The organism is Pandoraea sp. PE-S2R-1 (assembly GCF_002179865.1).
Lineage (GTDB): Bacteria > Pseudomonadota > Gammaproteobacteria > Burkholderiales > Burkholderiaceae > Pandoraea.
Map to the genome: position 1 here is coordinate 614905 of NZ_NGUR01000010.1, position 17099 is coordinate 632003.

Annotated in this window: 11 protein-coding genes; 7 read left to right on the forward strand and 4 right to left on the reverse strand. The window is 61.6% G+C overall.

All coding sequences use genetic code 11. The features are described 5' to 3' along the window. Positions 1-51 precede the first annotated feature (51 nt). The gene (locus CDV44_RS13250) at positions 52-2967 is read left to right on the forward strand and encodes an ankyrin repeat domain-containing protein (protein ID WP_087688426.1); all 2916 of its coding nucleotides are present in this window, start codon (positions 52-54) and stop codon (positions 2965-2967) included. 45 nt (positions 2968-3012) lie between these two features. Here CDV44_RS13250 and CDV44_RS13255 read toward each other — a convergent pair whose 3' ends face one another. From CDV44_RS13255 to oxlT, 4 genes are all read right to left on the reverse strand, one after another. Beyond that, complete coding sequence (locus tag CDV44_RS13255; RefSeq protein ID WP_087688427.1) at positions 3013-3447, reverse strand: PAS domain S-box protein; 435 nt, start codon at positions 3445-3447, stop codon at positions 3013-3015. A gap of 164 nt (positions 3448-3611) precedes the next feature. Continuing rightward, a complete protein-coding gene (frc, locus tag CDV44_RS13260; RefSeq protein WP_058379636.1) occupies positions 3612-4862 on the reverse strand; it encodes a formyl-CoA transferase in 1251 nt (416 codons plus the stop codon). Between the two features lie 25 nt (positions 4863-4887). Further along, on the reverse strand, positions 4888-6678 hold the full coding sequence (gene oxc, locus CDV44_RS13265; protein ID WP_212677111.1) for an oxalyl-CoA decarboxylase: 1791 nt from the start codon (positions 6676-6678) through the stop codon (positions 4888-4890). Positions 6679-6825: 147 nt separating this feature from the next. Further along, positions 6826-8172 carry an oxalate/formate MFS antiporter gene (gene oxlT, locus CDV44_RS13270; RefSeq protein ID WP_170935978.1) on the reverse strand — a complete coding sequence of 449 codons (1347 nt, stop codon included), beginning with the start codon at positions 8170-8172 and terminating at the stop codon, positions 6826-6828. A gap of 730 nt (positions 8173-8902) precedes the next feature. Here oxlT and CDV44_RS13275 point away from each other — a divergent pair. The 6 genes from CDV44_RS13275 (at position 8903) to fdhF (ending at position 17078) form a co-directional block, all read left to right on the forward strand. Then, positions 8903-9916 (forward strand): 2-dehydropantoate 2-reductase, encoded by a 1014-nt coding sequence (locus tag CDV44_RS13275; protein WP_087688428.1) that lies wholly within the window; start codon positions 8903-8905, stop codon positions 9914-9916. Positions 9917-10501: 585 nt separating this feature from the next. Beyond that, complete coding sequence (locus tag CDV44_RS13280) at positions 10502-10720, forward strand: hypothetical protein (RefSeq protein ID WP_058379639.1); 219 nt, start codon at positions 10502-10504, stop codon at positions 10718-10720. 29 nt (positions 10721-10749) lie between these two features. Further along, entirely contained in the window at positions 10750-11463 is a 714-nt protein-coding gene (locus CDV44_RS13285; protein WP_058379640.1) for a GntR family transcriptional regulator, read from the forward strand. Positions 11464-12134: 671 nt separating this feature from the next. Further along, positions 12135-12602: a formate dehydrogenase subunit gamma gene (locus tag CDV44_RS13290; protein ID WP_087688429.1), complete on the forward strand. Its 468-nt coding sequence runs from the start codon at positions 12135-12137 to the stop codon at positions 12600-12602. Next, complete coding sequence (locus tag CDV44_RS13295) at positions 12599-14200, forward strand: NADH-quinone oxidoreductase subunit NuoF (protein WP_087688430.1); 1602 nt, start codon at positions 12599-12601, stop codon at positions 14198-14200. The genes CDV44_RS13290 and CDV44_RS13295 overlap by 4 nt, the downstream gene beginning before the upstream one ends. Positions 14201-14213: 13 nt before the next feature. Continuing rightward, on the forward strand, positions 14214-17078 hold the full coding sequence (fdhF, locus tag CDV44_RS13300; RefSeq protein ID WP_087688431.1) for a formate dehydrogenase subunit alpha: 2865 nt from the start codon (positions 14214-14216) through the stop codon (positions 17076-17078). Positions 17079-17099 lie beyond the last annotated feature (21 nt).

The window sequence follows — 17099 nt, forward strand, 5'->3', positions numbered from 1 at the left end:
GCTCGTCGCCCACGCAATTCACCTCCGCTTTCCTCCAACGCAATAGCTCCTATGCAAGCCATTTCGCACGTACAAAACACTTCCCCCAACCTCGCCCCTCAGGACATCGCGCACCTGCGCCAACAATCTGCCAACGAACTGCTCGCGCTTTGGACGAGCAACAACGACCCGGCACTCCATGACAGAATCCGCCAGGCCGTACGCGCAGGCGACAGCGCCGTGAGCCTCGGTTTGGTGCACCGATTTGCGGCGCCCAACGGCACACCGCTTCGCAACGCCCAGCAGCGTTCGGCCATCGCCGAAGTCTGCGTGACGCCACCGTCCGACTGGTCGCCCGACCTGCTTTGCAGCACCGGGATGACGCCGTCTGAAAGCCGTCGCATGATCGATTTATGGAATGTGCGGCAGCCCGCCGGAGCATCGACGACGGTATGGCAAATGTTGTCGGCGCATCCGAATAACCACAGTTTCTATTTTTGGTTTCCGCACCGTGAGGCGCCGTCACCGTCTACACCACCCGACGAGCGCCTCATGCGGTTGTTTCAAATGTTCGGAAACCGCCTGCACACGACGACCGTCGACCATTACCCGACGTCTGCGCCCGGTCAACCCAACGCGACCGAACGCCGGGTCATACCCACGCTCAGTCTCTATTTGCTGCTCATGCAGCGATCGGTCGCCGCATTGGAACCGCAACACGTCGCACTTGCGGCTTCCTCCGTTCGGGGACTGATCAATATCGGGTGTCAAACGCCTAGCAAAGACGCCCCGCTACTGTGTATGGCAGTTCACTACGGCATGCGTGAGGTGGTCATTCGCACGCTGGTGAGCGCCGACCCCGCGCTATTGACCCATCGCATGCCGATCTCACACCCTTATGCCGGGGCGACGCCGCTGCACCTCGCGATGGCTCGCCGAGATATTTCGATCATTTCGCTGCTCTTGCGAGAGGGGGCCGACCCCCACATCCTCGACCATGCCGGACGTGCGCCTGCCGACTACCTGACGCTCCCCCATCGTGCGTTCACCGGCGATCCCTTCCTTAAGGAACTCTGGCGCATGTGCAACCTGTCGCTCGCAGCGCCCGAGGCATTCCAGCCAGCGGCAAGCCCGCAGCGGGTCGCGCCATTGACGGACAACGCCTCGATCACCCGCCTTTGCGACATCGCACATCACTTCTTGACGGATAGCGGCGTCGCGCCACGCGCGGCCGCCTCGATCGCCCACGCAACGCTCACGCATCTTGAAACCACTCGCGAATCGTCGCTGGTCGAGCCGCTCCACGCCAGTGTGATCCGCGCCATCGACTCGACCAAGGCGTGGCTGCTGACGAATGCGCCGCACGATTGCGGGGCCGCTATCGACAGCTCGGACGATACCGATACCGATAGTGATAGTGATAGCGACGACACAGGCGTCGCGCGGCAAGACGTGAACGGCGCGCTCGGCAGATTGAATCGATTCATGGCGACGACCGCCGATACCGCACCGGCGCCCTCGCTAGTAGCGGCGCCTTCATCGCTGGAAATCCATGATCTGCCCGTCGATGTGCATGCCAACATTTGCGCCCATCTCGAGGTGCTCGATCTCCAGTCGCTCTGGGTCGCTACCAACAACGGCCATGTGCACGAATCCATCACGGAAACCACGAGACGGCGCGATACCAATATGCGTCTTCAGATCGAACCGATGCTCGCACGCCATGCCGATGGGACCGTCGTGCGCAATAACGCGCAACGTATCGCAATCGCGCGCTTGTGCGTCAAGCCTGTCGCCGAATGGCAGCACTCCGATGTCGCTGCGACGGGATTGTCGTCAGCGCATGCGCAACGGCTGCTTGACCTCTCGAAGGGCTCCGAATACTCGTTATGGACGACACTTCAGCGCTTTCCACAACCCTCGGCACTGGTCGATTGGATCACGCCCACCGGCACGCAACATGTGTCGTCGTCGGCCCCGCTCCCTGACGAGCGCGCCATGCTGGCGCTGCAAATGCTAGGACACGACATCGCCAACGTGCGCGTCGGTCCGCCGGCACAAGTGCAGCGAGACAACGCTGCCAGCCGGGCGCTTTTGGCCCCTCAGATGACGCTGCTACGTGCCCTGCTCGCGTACTCGGAGGCTGTTCCCGATCACCGATTCATTTCCAACGCAGCGCATGAGGCGCGTTTGGCAGCGATGATTGCCGGGCTGCGGTCGATGGGGTGCCCAAGTCTGGCAAAACATCTGCCGACCATGCTTTGGGCACTCCAAATCGGACTCCGGTCCGAGGGTATTCGCGCGCTGATCAAAGCCGGCGAGTCCATCGATGCGACGCTGCCCAGCGATCACCCCCATGGCGGTGCCACTACACTTCACCTCGCGATGGCGAAAAAGCGTGGCGACATTGCAGCACTCCTCATCAGGTCGAATCCAGGGCTGCTCGCGCTCAGGGACGACATGGGGCTGGACGCAGCGAGTTATGCCGGCGGTTACCCCGGCACGTTTTCTGAAGAGAGTCTCGTGGAGAGGCTCGAGGGTTTGCTGGATGTGTTGTATGAATGCAGCAAGACATGCGCCTACGCACCGTTCCAGCGCGCCATCGTCCCGAGAATCGTCGAACTGTTGGACAGGACATGGAATACGCCGATTCCGCCGATCGTCATGCCCGCGCTAAGTATCGAACTCGAGAACGCCTGTGAAGCCGTTGCCGATCTCGCCGATCGGATTTACACACGGCCCGGCGTCAACAAAGCCTCTCTCGGCGAGCGTTTCGAACAGGCCCTCAACGACCCTTCGCATCCGCACTACGCCGTCATTCGGGAAGATTTTGTTGATGACGGCGTCATTGACGGCATGGCGCAATCACTGACGCGCATACGCCTCAGGGCCAGTGCAGCATTGACTGGGCTGCCGGCACTAGCCGCAATGACAAAAACGTCCGAAACGCAACAAGCCCATGACATCGCCGTCGACCAACCGGCCTAATTCGCTGCCTCGCGTCTGCGTTGCCCGCTGATGCTGGCAACGGATTCAGCTTGCAGCGACCTTTCCTTCCAACTCGGCAATACGCTTGCGTAGCTGCCGGTCTTCCTGAAAGCGTGCGGTCTCGTCGCGAATGACGGCGACGATACCGCTCACCTGCCCCTGCGCATCGCGCAACAGCGCCACGGTGAAGGCAATCGACATCGCGCGGCCGTCTTTGTGCGTCGCAGGCACCTTTAGCAAATCGCTGCCGTACTTCGTCTGCCCCGTGGCCATGGTCTTTTCATAGCCCTCGTTGTGGCGATGACGCAGCCGCTCCGGAATGATGATGTCCAGCGGCTGGCCCAAGGCCTCTGCCGCCGAGAAGCCAAACATCTTTTCCGCACCCGGATTCCACAACGTGATGATGTTTTTCGGGTCGGCCACGACGATCGCATCGCCGACGACCTGAACCAACTGCGCTACGTCCACCGATGCACTCATGGTGTCTCCTGCTGTTCTATGGGGGATGATTTTCTGCTGCTAAAACATGCCACAAAAATACATGAATCAAAAGACAATACGGTCCCGAAAAAGCGACAAAAGGTGCCGCCCCCGAAAAAGGTGCGGCACCTGCACAACGACCTACGTCACTTCATAACAACCGCTTAGATCGCCTTGGCGGTATGCAGCTTGCCAATCTGATCCTTGCTGTAGCCCAGCTCGGCCAGAATCTCTTCCGTGTGCTCGCCCAGCAGCGGCGAACCCGTGATTTCCGGCTTCAGGCCCGAGAACTTGATCGGGCTGCCGACCGTCAGGTACGAACCACGTTCCTTGTGCGGCACTTCCACGATCGTGCCCGACGCGCGCAGCGACGGATCGTTCGCGATTTCCTTCATCGACAGCACCGGTGCGCAAGGAATATCGAACTTGCGCAGGATGTCCACTGCTTCGAACTTCGTCTTGTCGGCGAGCCATTCTTCGATCGTCTTGAAGATGTCGAAGATGTGCGGCTGACGGGCTTGCGCCGTGGCGTAGTTCGGATCGCTGATCCACTCCGGCTTGCCCAGTGCGCGGCAGATCGGTTCCCAGGCGTGGCCCTGAATCGTGAAGTAGATGTAAGCGTTCGGGTCCGTTTCCCAGCCCTTGCACTTCAGCACCCAGCCCGGTTGGCCGCCGCCGCCGGCGTTACCGCCACGGGGCACCACGTCGCTGAACTCGCCGTGCGGGTACTGCGGATACTCTTCCAGGAAACCGACACGGTCCAGACGTTGCTGGTCGCGCAGCTTCACGCGGCACAGGTTGATGACCGAATCCTGCATCGACACAGCGACCTTCTGACCACGGCCCGTCTGGCCGCGACCGATCAGCGCCGTCAGAATACCGATCGCCAGGTGCATACCGGTGTTGCTGTCGCCCAGTGCTGCGGCCGACACCGTGGGAGGACCGTCCCAGAAGCCCGTCGTCGAGGCGGCACCACCGGCGCACTGCGCCACGTTTTCGTAGACCTTCAGGTCTTCGTAGTGGTGACCGTCCGAGAAGCCCTTCACCGATGCCACGATCAGCTTCGGGTTCAGTTCGTTCAGGCGTTCCCACGTGAAGCCCATGCGGTCCAGCGCGCCCGGTGCGAAGTTTTCCACCAGCACGTCCGATTCACGCACCAGCTTCTCCAGCACTTCCTTGCCTTCCTGCGTCTTCGTGTCCAGCGTCAGCGAGCGCTTGTTGCTGTTGAGCATCGTGAAGTACAGCGCGTCGGCCTCGGGAATGTCGCGCAGTTGATTACGCGTCACGTCGCCCGAACCCGGGCGCTCCACCTTGATCACGTCCGCACCGAACCATGCCAGCAACTGGGTGCAGGCCGGGCCGGCTTGCACGTGCGTGAAGTCGATGATCTTGATGCCTTCGAGGGGTTTGCTCATGTCATGTCTCCTTAATTGACTCGAGTTACTTTTTCATCGCCGCGCTTTGCGGATTCAGATTGGTCAGGCGGCCGCTTTCCGTGCCCGCCGCTTCGTCGATCACGGCGTTGATCAGCGTCGGCTTGCCCGACTTGATGGCGTCTTGCAACGCCTTCGTCAGTTCTTCCGGCGTCGTGACGTGGTAACCGATACCACCGAAGGCTTCGATCATCTTGTCGTAGCGCGCGCCCTTCACGAACACCGTCGGTGCCACGTCCTTGCCACCGGTCGGGTTCACGTCGGTGCCGCGATACACGCCGTTGTTGTTGAAGATGATCGTCGTGACCGGCAGGTCGTAACGGCAGATCGTTTCCAGTTCCATGCCGCTGAAACCGAAGGCGCTGTCGCCTTCAATCGCCACCACCGGCTTGCCGCTCGTCACGGCAGCGCCAATCGCGAAGCCCATGCCGATACCCATAATTCCCCACGTACCCGAGTCAAAGCGCTTGCGCGGCTGGTACTGGTCGATGATGCTGCGGGCATAGTCCAGCGTGTTCGCGCCTTCGTTCACCAGGTTGATGTCCGGGTACGCCTTCAGCACGTCGCGAATCGAGCGCAGTGCGCTGTGGAAATTCATCGGCGACGGATTCTGGTCGAGCGTTGCCGCCATCTTGGCCAGATTCTTGTTCTTGCGTTCTGCAATCGCGCCCGTCCACTCAGCACTCGGCTTGCCGAAGTTGCTGTCGATGCCGGCCAACAGTGCCGACACGCACGAACCGATATCGCCGATCACCGGCGCGGCAATCGCCACGTTGCTGTCGATTTCCGTCGGCGAGATGTCGATCTGCACGAACTTCTTCGGTGCGGCGCCCCACGTCTTGCCCTTGCCGTGCGCGAGCAGCCAGTTCAGGCGAGCACCGATCAGCACCACCACGTCAGCTTCCTGCAACACGAACGAGCGTGCGGCGGCAGCCGATTGTTCATGCGTATCGGGCAGCAGGCCCTTGGCCATCGACATCGGCAGATACGGAATGCCCGACTTCTCGACCAGCGCGCGAATATCCGCGTCGGCTTGCGCGTAGGCTGCGCCCTTGCCCAGCAGAATCAGCGGACGCTTGGCGTTCTTGATCACGTCGAGGGCGCGCTTGACGGCGTCCGGTGCCGGGATCTGACGCGGTGCGGCGTCGATCACACGAATCAGCGAGTCCTTCGCCTTCTGCGCATCGAGGGTCTGAGCCAGCAGCTTGGCCGGCAGATCCAGATACACGCCACCCGGACGGCCCGACACGGCCGCGCGAATCGCACGGGCCACGCCCACGCCGATGTCTTCTGCATGCAGCACGCGATAAGCGGCCTTGCAGTAAGGCTTGGCAGCGTTGAGCTGGTCCATCTCTTCGTAGTCACCCTGCTGCAAGTCGACGATCTCGCGCTCGCTCGAGCCGCTGATCAAGATCATCGGGAAGCAGTTGGTGGTGGCGTTCGCCAGTGCCGTCAGGCCGTTCAGGAAACCCGGTGCGGACACCGTCAGGCAAATGCCGGGCTTCTGAGTCATGTAGCCAGCAATGGCGGCAGCGTTGCCGGCGTGCTGTTCATGACGGAAACCGATGAAGCGCATGCCTTCCGCTTGCGCGAGGCGGGCCAGATCGGTGATGGGAATCCCCACCAGACCAAAGATAGTGTCAATGTCGTTCGCTTTCAGGGCATCGATGACCAGATGGAAACCATCAGTCGTTTCTGCCTCGGACACGATGTTCGCGTGTCGGCTGCTGTCTTTGAGCGTGTCGCCCGCGGTGTTGTTTTCCGCCTTGCCGACTGGCACGGTCATCGCAATGGACATAATTCTCTCCTCCAATTTTTCCGGTTTCAGTGTTGCGTCGTCTTTCGCTGACGATTACTTTAGGACTTCAATACTGTCTTGCATGCCGCGCGCTACCCCGTTAAGTCTGGTGGTGTCGCGCGCGGCACTCCTGCCGGCGCCTGTTCCTCAGGTCGTACTGCGGGACAAGTCTGCTGGTTTGGTAAGGACTTCCTCAGCGGCGCGGGCACTGCTGTCCGCGTAGCGTTGGGCCAGTCGGGCGCGCATCGGCTTGAGCACGAAGAGCGCAAGTACGGCGGCAGTGGCATTCATGACGACTGCAATCATGAACACGGCGTGCCAGCTACCTGTTGTGGCGGTGATGACGCTGGTAAATGGCACCAGCAATGCGGCCGTTCCCTTGGCGGTGTAGAGCATGCCGGCGTTGGTCGCGGCGTACTTCGAACCGAAGGTGTCGGCGCAAGTGGCCGGGAACAGGCTGTAGATTTCACCCCAGGCGAAGAACACGAGACCCGTGAGAATCACGAACGCGACCGGGTGTTGACCCCAGACCGACAGTGCGTAGATACCCGCGGCTTCCATCGCGAAGGCGATGAACATCGTGTTTTCACGACCGATCTTGTCGGAAATCCAACCGAAGATCGGACGCGTCACCCCGTTCAGTACCCGGTCGATGGCCAGTGCGAAGGTCAGTGCCGGCAGCGTCAGGCCCATCAGCGAGACAGGCGTGCCGTCCAGGCCGTAGTCCTTGGCGATCGGGCCGAGCTGAGCCGTTGCCATCAGACCGCCGGCGGCCATCAGCACGAACATCAGATACATCAGCCAGAACACCGGGCTGCGCATGACTTCGGTCGGCTTGGCGTCGTAGCGGCGTGCGCCCGGGGCGAGCTTCTTGAGTGCCTCGAAGGCGGCCGGCGGCGAAGCGAGCGCGAGACCCAATACCAGCACGATGATGCCCTGGCCAAGACCGAACACCAGGAAGGTGTTTTCGTAGCCGCTGCTCTTGATCATGTTGGCAATCGGCACCACGGTCAGGGCCGAGCCTGCACCGAAGCCCGCTGCCGTCAGCCCTGCGGCCAGACCCCGGTTTGCCGGGAACCACTTGAGCGCGTTACCCACGCAAGTGCCATATACAGCACCGGCACCGACACCCCCCACTGCCGCGGCGAAATACAGCATCGCCAGCGAATCGGCATAGGCATTCAATGCCCACGCCACCCCGCAAAGCAGACCGCCGCCCACCACCACCGGGCGCGGACCGAAGCGGTCGACCAGATAGCCTTCAATCGGCACCAGCCACGTCTCGGTGACCACGAAGATCGTGAATGCCACCTGAATGGCCGTGCGGCCCCAGTGATACTTTTCATCGATCGGGTTGACGAACAGCGTCCACCCGTATTGCAAGTTGGCGATCATCGCCATACAAATCACGCCGAACGCGAGCTGAACCCAAGGGCTCGCGAACACGGATGTCTTACCGTGTTGATTTGTCGTCTCCACTTGTACCTCCTCCATCGGTTTTCAGTTGTTTGACAGCTTCACAACAACAACACCTTCCGGATGGGGTCTATGCCCCCTGGGTATGCTTTTACGAGGTCTTGGCCTCGTCGACTTTGTCTCTGATGCTTGCGATGCGACGTCGTCCACCGCAAATATACCGAACGAAATATACGATATATCAGATATAAGTCAACACTAATTTATTGCTTTTCTCGCTATCCCCCTCGCGTGCCGCAGGCGTTTTCGGTCCATTGCTTCGAAAACGTCCACGGCACGCGAGGCACTGTTCCAAGTGGCGGCTAGATACAGTAAGGCAACTGTAGGCTGGAGCGCCGCAACAACGCAATGCGAAAATACTAAGGAGTTAACCTGATCCGGGAGGCACGCCGAATAAGGCGCTCCGCCCTTTTATATCGGCGTCCTTGAGGATTTTTAAAACGAGCACAAGACGATATTTTTGATAATTTCTCTCACAAGCGATGCGTGACGACGAACGCTCGACCATGCTGTAACACACCGTAATAATTCACTCGTCCTCCGCTTTTCGCGTCAATTCACCCGAACGCAATGACGGTCGCGCTCACACATCCTCTCGCCCCTTTGCGGGTCGACCACGGGGAAACCATGACACGTTAAGTGACAGGAAAGCTTGGTGCTTCCCGCCTTGTGATATACGATATACAACATTTGATATTAGAAAAATAAAAGGCCAAGTTTCGATTGACCATTTGTGGAGGGAGACTTCATGAAGATTTGCATCTATGGCGCCGGAGCCATCGGTGGTTATCTCGGCGTGCAGCTTGCGCGCGCCGGAGCCGATGTCAGTCTGGTGGCGCGCGGACCGCACCTCGCGGCAATGCGTGAGCACGGACTCAAGTTGTTGATCGACGGCGAGGAACGCGTCGCGCAGCTGCGTTGCACCGACGATCCGCGTGAGCTCGGTCCGCAGGACTACGTCATCATCGCGCTCAAGGCGCACTCGGTGCCGGCGGTTCTCGACGCCATGCAGCCGCTCATCGGGCCGGACACTGCGGTGGTAACTGCCGTGAACGGCATTCCCTACTGGTACTTCTATAAGCACGGCGGCGCACTGGAAGGCAGCACCCTCGAGAGTATCGATCCGGGCGGCCGTCAGTGGCGCCAGCTCGGCCCCGAGCGCGCGATTGGCTGCGTGGTTTATCCGGCCACCGAAGTCGTTGCGCCCGGCGTGATTCAGCACGTGTACGGCAACAAGTTTCCGCTCGGTGAAGCCAGCGGTGAGCGTACGCCTCGCGTCGAAGCGCTGGCAAAGATCATGACCGAAGGCGGGCTCGACGCCCCGATTCGCGAAAACATCCGCGATGAGATCTGGCTCAAGCTGTGGGGCAACCTCTGCTTCAACCCGATCTCGGCACTCACGCACGGTACGCTGGACATCATCGCCAGCGATCCGGGCACGCGTGCCGTCGCCCGCGCCATGATGCTCGAAGCCAAGGCCATCGGCGACAAGCTCGGCGTGCATTTCCGCGTCGACGTCGAGCGTCGTATTAATGGTGCCGGTGCCGTGGGTTCGCACAAGACGTCGATGCTTCAGGATCTTGAGCGCGGCCGCGCCATGGAAATCGATCCGCTCGTCTCCGTCGTTCAGGAAATGGGCCGCCTCGCTGCCGTGCCCACGCCGACGCTCGATGTGGTGCTCGCACTGATTCAGCAACGCGAGTTCATGACCCAGCCCGATGCTGTCGCCGCTGCGCAGGCACGACTGGCCAAGGCCGCCTGAGCAAACTGAGCAAACTTGAGCGAGCCCGATCCATTCGCGGGATTTCGCTTCTGAAATAGGGTGTGTGGCAGATCGGCGCATGCGTCGATTGCCACGCACCCTATCTATATAGAAGGGGGGATGGCGGCAACCACTTGATGACGGGTTCGCCGCCATCGTGCCCTGCCCCGTTGGTCCCGATTTGTATTTGTCCCTTTTTGGGCGCCTTCGCCGCTTGCCCGCGGTATGTACGCAATACCGGCTGTGGTTTCGCGGCAACGCAATATCACCGTTTTCCCCTTGTTGAGGACGCCTTCGAACACGCGACTGACAACGCACCGCCAGCGCGTCCCGAAATCCGCACTCTTGCACGCCAACCGGACACTTGAGGAGGTCAGCGCCGCGCATCGACCCGCCCGGCACTATCGGAAAAAGAGACAAAATCGGCCCATCGACCCGGGGTGACACCCATAGAACGTCCCGAAAAACGATAAATATTGATATTCCGTATGTGGTATATCTTGAGACTTGCTGCGTTGCGACATACAATGCAAAGCAAGTTCTCCCCCACGTACTGATCAATTTTCGTCTTTCAGGAGTGTCATCATGTTTGTCGCTGCGCTGACTTTGCTCGCCCTCGCTGCCGCCCTCGCCACCGGTATTGCCATGGTTCATCTGTACGCATCGCTGCCGGCGTCGATGCTTGAAAAGGCCGAGAAGAATGGCCGCTTCGCTTACCTGGCGGAAACCACGCAGGCAATCGAATCGGGTAAACTCGTCACGAAGCCGGCAACCGTCGTGGGGCAGCAAGCATTGCGCCTCTGAGGAGGCCGTAATACCTAGGAGACTATTGCATGTCCCTGATCACCCCAACTCCGGAGCGAGTGACACCACTCGCGCTGGGGCCGATCGATACCACCACGAGTTTTCGTAATCAGGCGTATGCGCGGCTGAAAAAAGCCATCGCCGACGCTGATATCTATAACCGGAAAGAAGAGATCCGCCTGGACGAGCGTCAGCTCATCCAGGAGCTTGGCGTTTCGCGCACCCCGATCCGCGAAGCGATGACCTTGCTGGAACAGGAAGGTTTTCTGCGTACTGTGCCGCGTCGTGGCATCTTCATCATCCGCAAGACCAAGCGTGAAATCGTCGAGATGATTCAGATGTGGGCCGCCCTCGAAGGCATGTCGGCCCGTCTGGCAACGCTGCACGCATCGGACGACGAGATCGCGAAGCTGCGTCACCTGTTCGATGAATTCGTCAACGCACCGCCGACGGACCACATCGAAGAGTATTCCGACGCCAACATCGACTTCCATCAGGCGCTGATCAACCTTGGCGGCTCGCAAGCGATTGCGAACACCATCAAGAACCTGTTCATTCACGTACGTGCCATCCGTAAAGTGACGATCGCTCAGAACGACCGGGCCGCGCGCTCGATTGTCGACCACCTGAAGATCATTACCGCGCTGGAAAAACGCGATACGGAACTGGCCGAGAAGCTCGCGCGCGACCACACCCTCGGTTTGGCCGCGTTCGTCGAAGAGCATTGCGACTTCCTCGACTGATCGCATGACCGGCGACTGACGTCCGCCAAGCGCATCGCATCTGCGCACAAAGAAAGCCAGCTGCACACTCGTGCCGCTGGCTTTTTTGTTTCCCCGCGCTTCTCATTCGACTCCACGGCATACTCTATTAGCCGCCCTCTACGCGTCGCGCTCGCCGACGCCCCGCTTCATCCCGTCTTTCGCATCGTCTGCATCATCCAAGTCACCCGACCCCGGCCACCTCGGCCACCTCGGGTAAACGAGCCTGCCAAACCCTCTCTCAAGCTATTGCACGTATACCGTATATCATATATCGTGTTTCACATACTGACGCTTCGACACCGACAAGACGGCCACTCCCCATGCCGCCTCTGACGTGACAAAGCGCCGCCCGGGAAACTGGGCGGCAAGCCGCTCGCAGATCAGCGAGGCTTGGCAGTTCCGGTTCATGATGTAAGCAACGGGCGAGAGGCCAGCTCGTGCGGCATATGGTGGGGGCTATGTGCCGCACACGCATCCGGCGTCAACGCTAATCGCTAGACCCGAGCCGCGTCTTCCGGATGCGTTTTTATCGGGCCTCTCGCCCCGGGGCAAGCCGAACAGGTTTGCCGGAATTTAATTGCGGTAGACAAAACATATTCATACCCGCAGGTGCGCCGTCCCCCCGGCAAGCCAAACAGGAGACAACTGCCATGCGCGAGGCTTATTCCGTCGCGACGGTGCAAGCGATTCTGGACGCTCATGCAGCGCAGGAGGGGCCGCTATTGCCCATCCTCCACGACGTTCAGGAAGCCTTCGGCTTCGTGCCCCCGGACGCCGTGCCCGTTATCGCCAACGCCCTCAATCTCTCGCGCGCCGAAGTTCACGGCGTGATCACGTTCTATCACCACTTCCGCACCAGTGCGCCGCCGCGCCACGTGGTGCAGATTTGTCGTGCCGAAGCCTGTCAGAGCATGGGGGCCGACGCCCTCGTCGCGCATGCCGAGCGCGTCATCGGTTGCGCGATGCACGCCCATAGCGGCGACGTCGCGCTCGAACCCGTGTATTGCCTTGGCCAGTGCGCCACGTCGCCGGCCATCACCATCGACGACAAGCTGCACGCGCGCGTCACCCCCGAGAAATTCGACCGCCTGCTCGCCCGCGCGAAGGATGCCGTATGAGCCAAGCTCCCGCCCAATCCAGCCCATCGACCGGCACCGTGCGTCTCTACCTGCCGCGCGACTCTGCCGCCCTCGCCCTCGGTGCCGATGAAGTCGCCGAGGCCATCGTCGCTGAAGCGGCCGCACGCGGCATTGCCATCGAACTGGTGCGCAACGGTACGCGCGGCATGCTCTGGCTCGAACCGCTGCTCGAAGTCGCCACGCCGGCAGGCCGCGTCGCTTACGGCCCGGTCGAGGTCGACGACGTGCCGGCTCTGTTCGATGCGAACGTCGTCACCGGCGGCGATCATCCGCTCGCACTCGGCCTGACCGAAGAAATCCCGTATCTGAAGCAGCAGGAACGCCTCACGTTCGCTCGCGTAGGCGTGACCGATCCCGTCTCGGTCGACGATTACGTCGCCCACGACGGCTATCGCGGCCTGCGCAACGCCCTCGCCATGGACGGTGCCGCCATCGTCACGCAAGTGACCGATTCAGGCCTGCGCGGCCGCGGCGGTGCAGCCTTCCCGACCGGTATCAAGTGGAAGACGGTACTGAACACGCCTTCAGCGCAGAAATACATCGTCTGCAACGCCGACGAAGGCGACTCCGGCACGTTTGCCGACCGCATGCTGATGGAAGGCGACCCGCTCGTGCTCGTCGAAGGCATGACGATTGGCGGCATCGCCGTCGGCGCCACGCGCGGCTACATCTACGTGCGCAGCGAGTACCCGCATTCGATCGATGTGCTCAATGAAGCCATCGTCAATGCGAATGCCGCCGGCTACCTTGGCGAGAACATTCTCGGCTCGGGCAAGACGTTCCATCTGGAAGTGCGCAAGGCCGCCGGCGCGTATGTCTGCGGCGAAGAAACCGCGCTGCTCGAGAGCCTCGAAGGCAAGCGCGGTGTCGTGCGCGCCAAGCCGCCGCTGCCCGCCATCGAAGGCCTCTTCGGTCAGCCGACGGTCATCAACAACGTGATCTCGCTGGCCTCGGTGCCGATCATCATGGATCGCGGCGCCGACTTCTATAAGAACTTCGGCATGGGCCGCTCACGCGGCACGCTGCCGATTCAGCTGGCGGGCAACATCAAGTACGGCGGCCTGATCGAGAAGGCCTTCGGCGTCACGCTGCGCGAGATTCTGTACGACTACGGCGGCGGTGCCATCACCGGCCGTCCGTTGCGCGCGGTGCAGGTCGGCGGGCCGCTTGGCTCGTATCTGCCCGAATCGCAGTGGGACACGCCGCTCGACTACGAAGCGTTTGCCGCGCTGTGGGCCGTGCTCGGTCACGGCGGCATCGTGGCCCACGACGACACCGTCGATCTCGCCAAGCTGGCGCGCTACGCGATGGAGTTCTGCACCATCGAATCGTGTGGCAAGTGCACACCGTGCCGCATCGGCTCGACGCGCGGCGTCGAAGTGATGGACCGCATCATCGACGGGCGCGACCGCCCCAAACAGATCAAATTGTTGCGCGACCTGTGCGACACCATGCTGGCCGGCTCGCTGTGCGCGATGGGCGGCATGACGCCCTACCCCGTGCTGTCGGCACTGAACCATTTCCCCGAAGACTTCGGCGCGGCTGAAGCATCGAACCAGCCGACTAAGGCCGCCTAGGAGAGCCCTCACCATGATGGACCCGATGTTCGAAAAGGATTACGGCACGCCGCGTCGCGAGTCGCAGAAAGAAGTCACGCTCGAGATCGACGGCGAGCAGATCACCGTGCCCGCCGGCACGTCGATCATGCGTGCGGCGTCCGAAGGCGGCGTGAACGTGCCCAAGCTGTGCGCCACCGACTCGCTGGAGCCGTTCGGCTCGTGCCGTCTGTGTCTGGTGGAAATCGAAGGCCGTCGCGGCTTCCCTGCATCGTGCACCACGCCCGTTGAGCCGGGCATGAAAGTGCGCACGCAAACGCCGAAATTGCAGGAACTGCGCAAGGGCGTGATGGAGCTGTACATCTCCGATCACCCGCTCGACTGCCTGACCTGTGCGGCCAACGGCGACTGCGAATTGCAGGACATGGCGGGTGTCACCGGCCTGCGCGAAGTGCGCTACGGCTTCGACGGCGCCAACCACTTCGACAGCCAGAAAGACGAAACCAACCCCTACTTCACCTACGACGCCTCGAAGTGCATCGTCTGCAATCGCTGCGTGCGCGCCTGTGAAGAAACGCAGGGCACGTTCGCGCTGACGATCTCGGGCCGCGGCTTCGAAGCCCGCGTCTCGCCGGGTCAGGATCAGCCGTTCATGGATTCGGAATGCGTGTCGTGCGGCGCCTGCGTGGCCGCCTGCCCGACCGCAACGCTGCAAGAGAAGTCGGTCATTCACCTCGGTCAGGCCGAGCACGCCAAGGTCACCACCTGCGCCTATTGCGGCGTGGGCTGCTCGCTCAAGGCGGAGATGAAGGGCAATGAAGTCGTGCGCATGGTGCCGCACAAGGATGGTCAGGCCAACGAAGGCCACGCCTGCGTGAAGGGCCGCTTTGCATGGGGCTATGCCACGCACAAGGACCGGATCCTTACGCCGAAGATCCGCAAGAAGATCACCGACCCGTGGCAGGAAGTGTCGTGGGACGAGGCACTCGACTACGCCGCGTCGGAGTTCAAGCGCATTCAGGCCAAATACGGCCGCGATTCGATCGGCGGTCTGGTGTCGTCGCGCTGCACGAACGAGGAAGACTACCTCGTGCAGAAACTCGTGCGCGCCGCCTTCGGCAACAACAACGTCGACACCTGCGCCCGTGTGTGCCACTCGCCGACCGGCTATGGTCTGAAGGCCACGCTCGGTGAATCGGCCGGTACGCAGACGTTCAAATCGGTGGAACACTCCGACGTGATTCTGGTGATGGGCGCGAACCCGACCGATGGTCACCCGGTGTTCGGCTCGCGCATGAAGAAGCGTCTGCGCGAAGGCGCCAAGCTGATCGTGATCGACCCGCGTCGCATCGATCTGGTGAAGAGCCCGCACATCCACGCCGACTACCACCTGCAACTGCGCCCCGGCACGAACGTGGCGATGGTCAATGCCCTCGCCCACGTGATCGTCACCGAAGGCCTGATGGCGGATGACTTCATCGCCGAGCGCTGTGAAGATCGTGCCTTCGGCCAATGGCGTGACTTCGTTTCCCGCGCAGAGAACTCGCCGGAAGCCACCGAAGTGCACACCGGCGTGCCGGCGCATCTGGTGCGTGGTGCCGCGCGTCTGTACGCCACGGGCGGCAACGCAGCGATTTACTACGGGCTGGGCGTGACTGAGCATGCGCAAGGTTCCACGACCGTGATCGGCATCGCCAACCTCTCGATGGCCACGGGCAACATCGGCCGCGAAGGCGTGGGCGTGAACCCGCTGCGCGGTCAGAACAACGTGCAGGGCTCGTGCGACATGGGTGCCTTCCCGCACGAACTGCCGGGCTATCGCCACGTCTCGGATGCGAGCGCACGTGCGCTGTTCGAAGCCGAATGGGGCGTCGAACTGCAATCGGAGCCGGGTCTGCGGATTCCGAACATGTTCGATGCCGCGCTCTCGGGCACCTTCATGGGCTTGTACTGCCAGGGCGAAGACATCGTCCAGTCCGACCCGAACACGCAGCACGTGACCCACGCGCTGGAGCAGATGGAGTGCATCGTCGTGCAGGACATCTTCCTGAACGAAACCGCCAAGTACGCCCACGTGCTGCTGCCCGGTTCATCGTTCCTGGAGAAGGACGGCACGTTCACCAACGCCGAGCGCCGTATCTCGCGCGTGCGTCAGGTGATGCCGCCGCGCGGTGGCTACGCCGACTGGGAAGTGACGATCATGCTCGCCAAGCGTCTGGGCTACGAGATGAACTACTCGCACCCGTCGGAAATCATGGACGAGATTGCGCGCCTGACGCCGACCTTCAGCGGGGTGAGTTACGCCAGACTCGACGAGTTGGGCAGCGTGCAATGGCCGTGCAACGCCGAAGCGCCGGAAGGCACCCCGGTCATGCACATCGACGAATTCGTGCGCGGCAAGGGCAAGTTCCTGATCACGCAGTACGTGCCGACCGACGAAAAGGTGACGCGCCGCTTCCCGCTTATTCTGACCACGGGCCGGATTCTGTCGCAGTACAACGTCGGCGCGCAGACGCGTCGCACCGACAACAACCACTGGCACAGTGAAGACCGGCTCGAGCTCCATCCCCATGACGCAGAAGAACGCGGCGTGAAGGATGGCGACTGGGTCGGCATTCAGAGCCGCGCGGGCGAGACGGTGCTGCGCGCGATCGTGAGCGATCGCATGCAGCCGGGCGTGGTGTACACGACGTTCCACTTCCCGGAGTCGGGGGCCAACGTCATCACGACCGACAACTCGGACTGGGCGACCAACTGCCCCGAGTACAAGGTAACGGCGGTGCAGGTCACGCCGGTGGCGCAGCCGTCGGATTGGCAGCGCCAGTACTCGGACTTCAACCGTCAGCAGGAAGCGTTCCTGGGCCATGCACAAGGCGCGGCCGAAGCGAACGCGGGGTAAGCTTGGCCGGGTTTGCTTAAG

What these genes read in the sequence shown, in the direction of transcription:
- fdhF (WP_087688431.1), top strand. Translation starts at nt 14,214, where the DNA reads ATGATGGACCCGATGTTCGAAAAGGATTACGGCACGCCGCGTCGCGAG.
- oxlT (WP_170935978.1), bottom strand. Translation starts at nt 8,172, where the DNA reads ATGGAGGAGGTACAAGTGGAGACGACAAATCAACACGGTAAGACATCC.
- CDV44_RS13255 (WP_087688427.1), bottom strand. Translation starts at nt 3,447, where the DNA reads ATGAGTGCATCGGTGGACGTAGCGCAGTTGGTTCAGGTCGTCGGCGAT.
- CDV44_RS13290 (WP_087688429.1), top strand. Translation starts at nt 12,135, where the DNA reads ATGCGCGAGGCTTATTCCGTCGCGACGGTGCAAGCGATTCTGGACGCT.
- CDV44_RS13250 (WP_087688426.1), top strand. Translation starts at nt 52, where the DNA reads ATGCAAGCCATTTCGCACGTACAAAACACTTCCCCCAACCTCGCCCCT.
- frc (WP_058379636.1), bottom strand. Translation starts at nt 4,862, where the DNA reads ATGAGCAAACCCCTCGAAGGCATCAAGATCATCGACTTCACGCACGTG.
- CDV44_RS13295 (WP_087688430.1), top strand. Translation starts at nt 12,599, where the DNA reads ATGAGCCAAGCTCCCGCCCAATCCAGCCCATCGACCGGCACCGTGCGT.
- CDV44_RS13280 (WP_058379639.1), top strand. Translation starts at nt 10,502, where the DNA reads ATGTTTGTCGCTGCGCTGACTTTGCTCGCCCTCGCTGCCGCCCTCGCC.
- CDV44_RS13285 (WP_058379640.1), top strand. Translation starts at nt 10,750, where the DNA reads ATGTCCCTGATCACCCCAACTCCGGAGCGAGTGACACCACTCGCGCTG.
- CDV44_RS13275 (WP_087688428.1), top strand. Translation starts at nt 8,903, where the DNA reads ATGAAGATTTGCATCTATGGCGCCGGAGCCATCGGTGGTTATCTCGGC.
- oxc (WP_212677111.1), bottom strand. Translation starts at nt 6,678, where the DNA reads ATGTCCATTGCGATGACCGTGCCAGTCGGCAAGGCGGAAAACAACACC.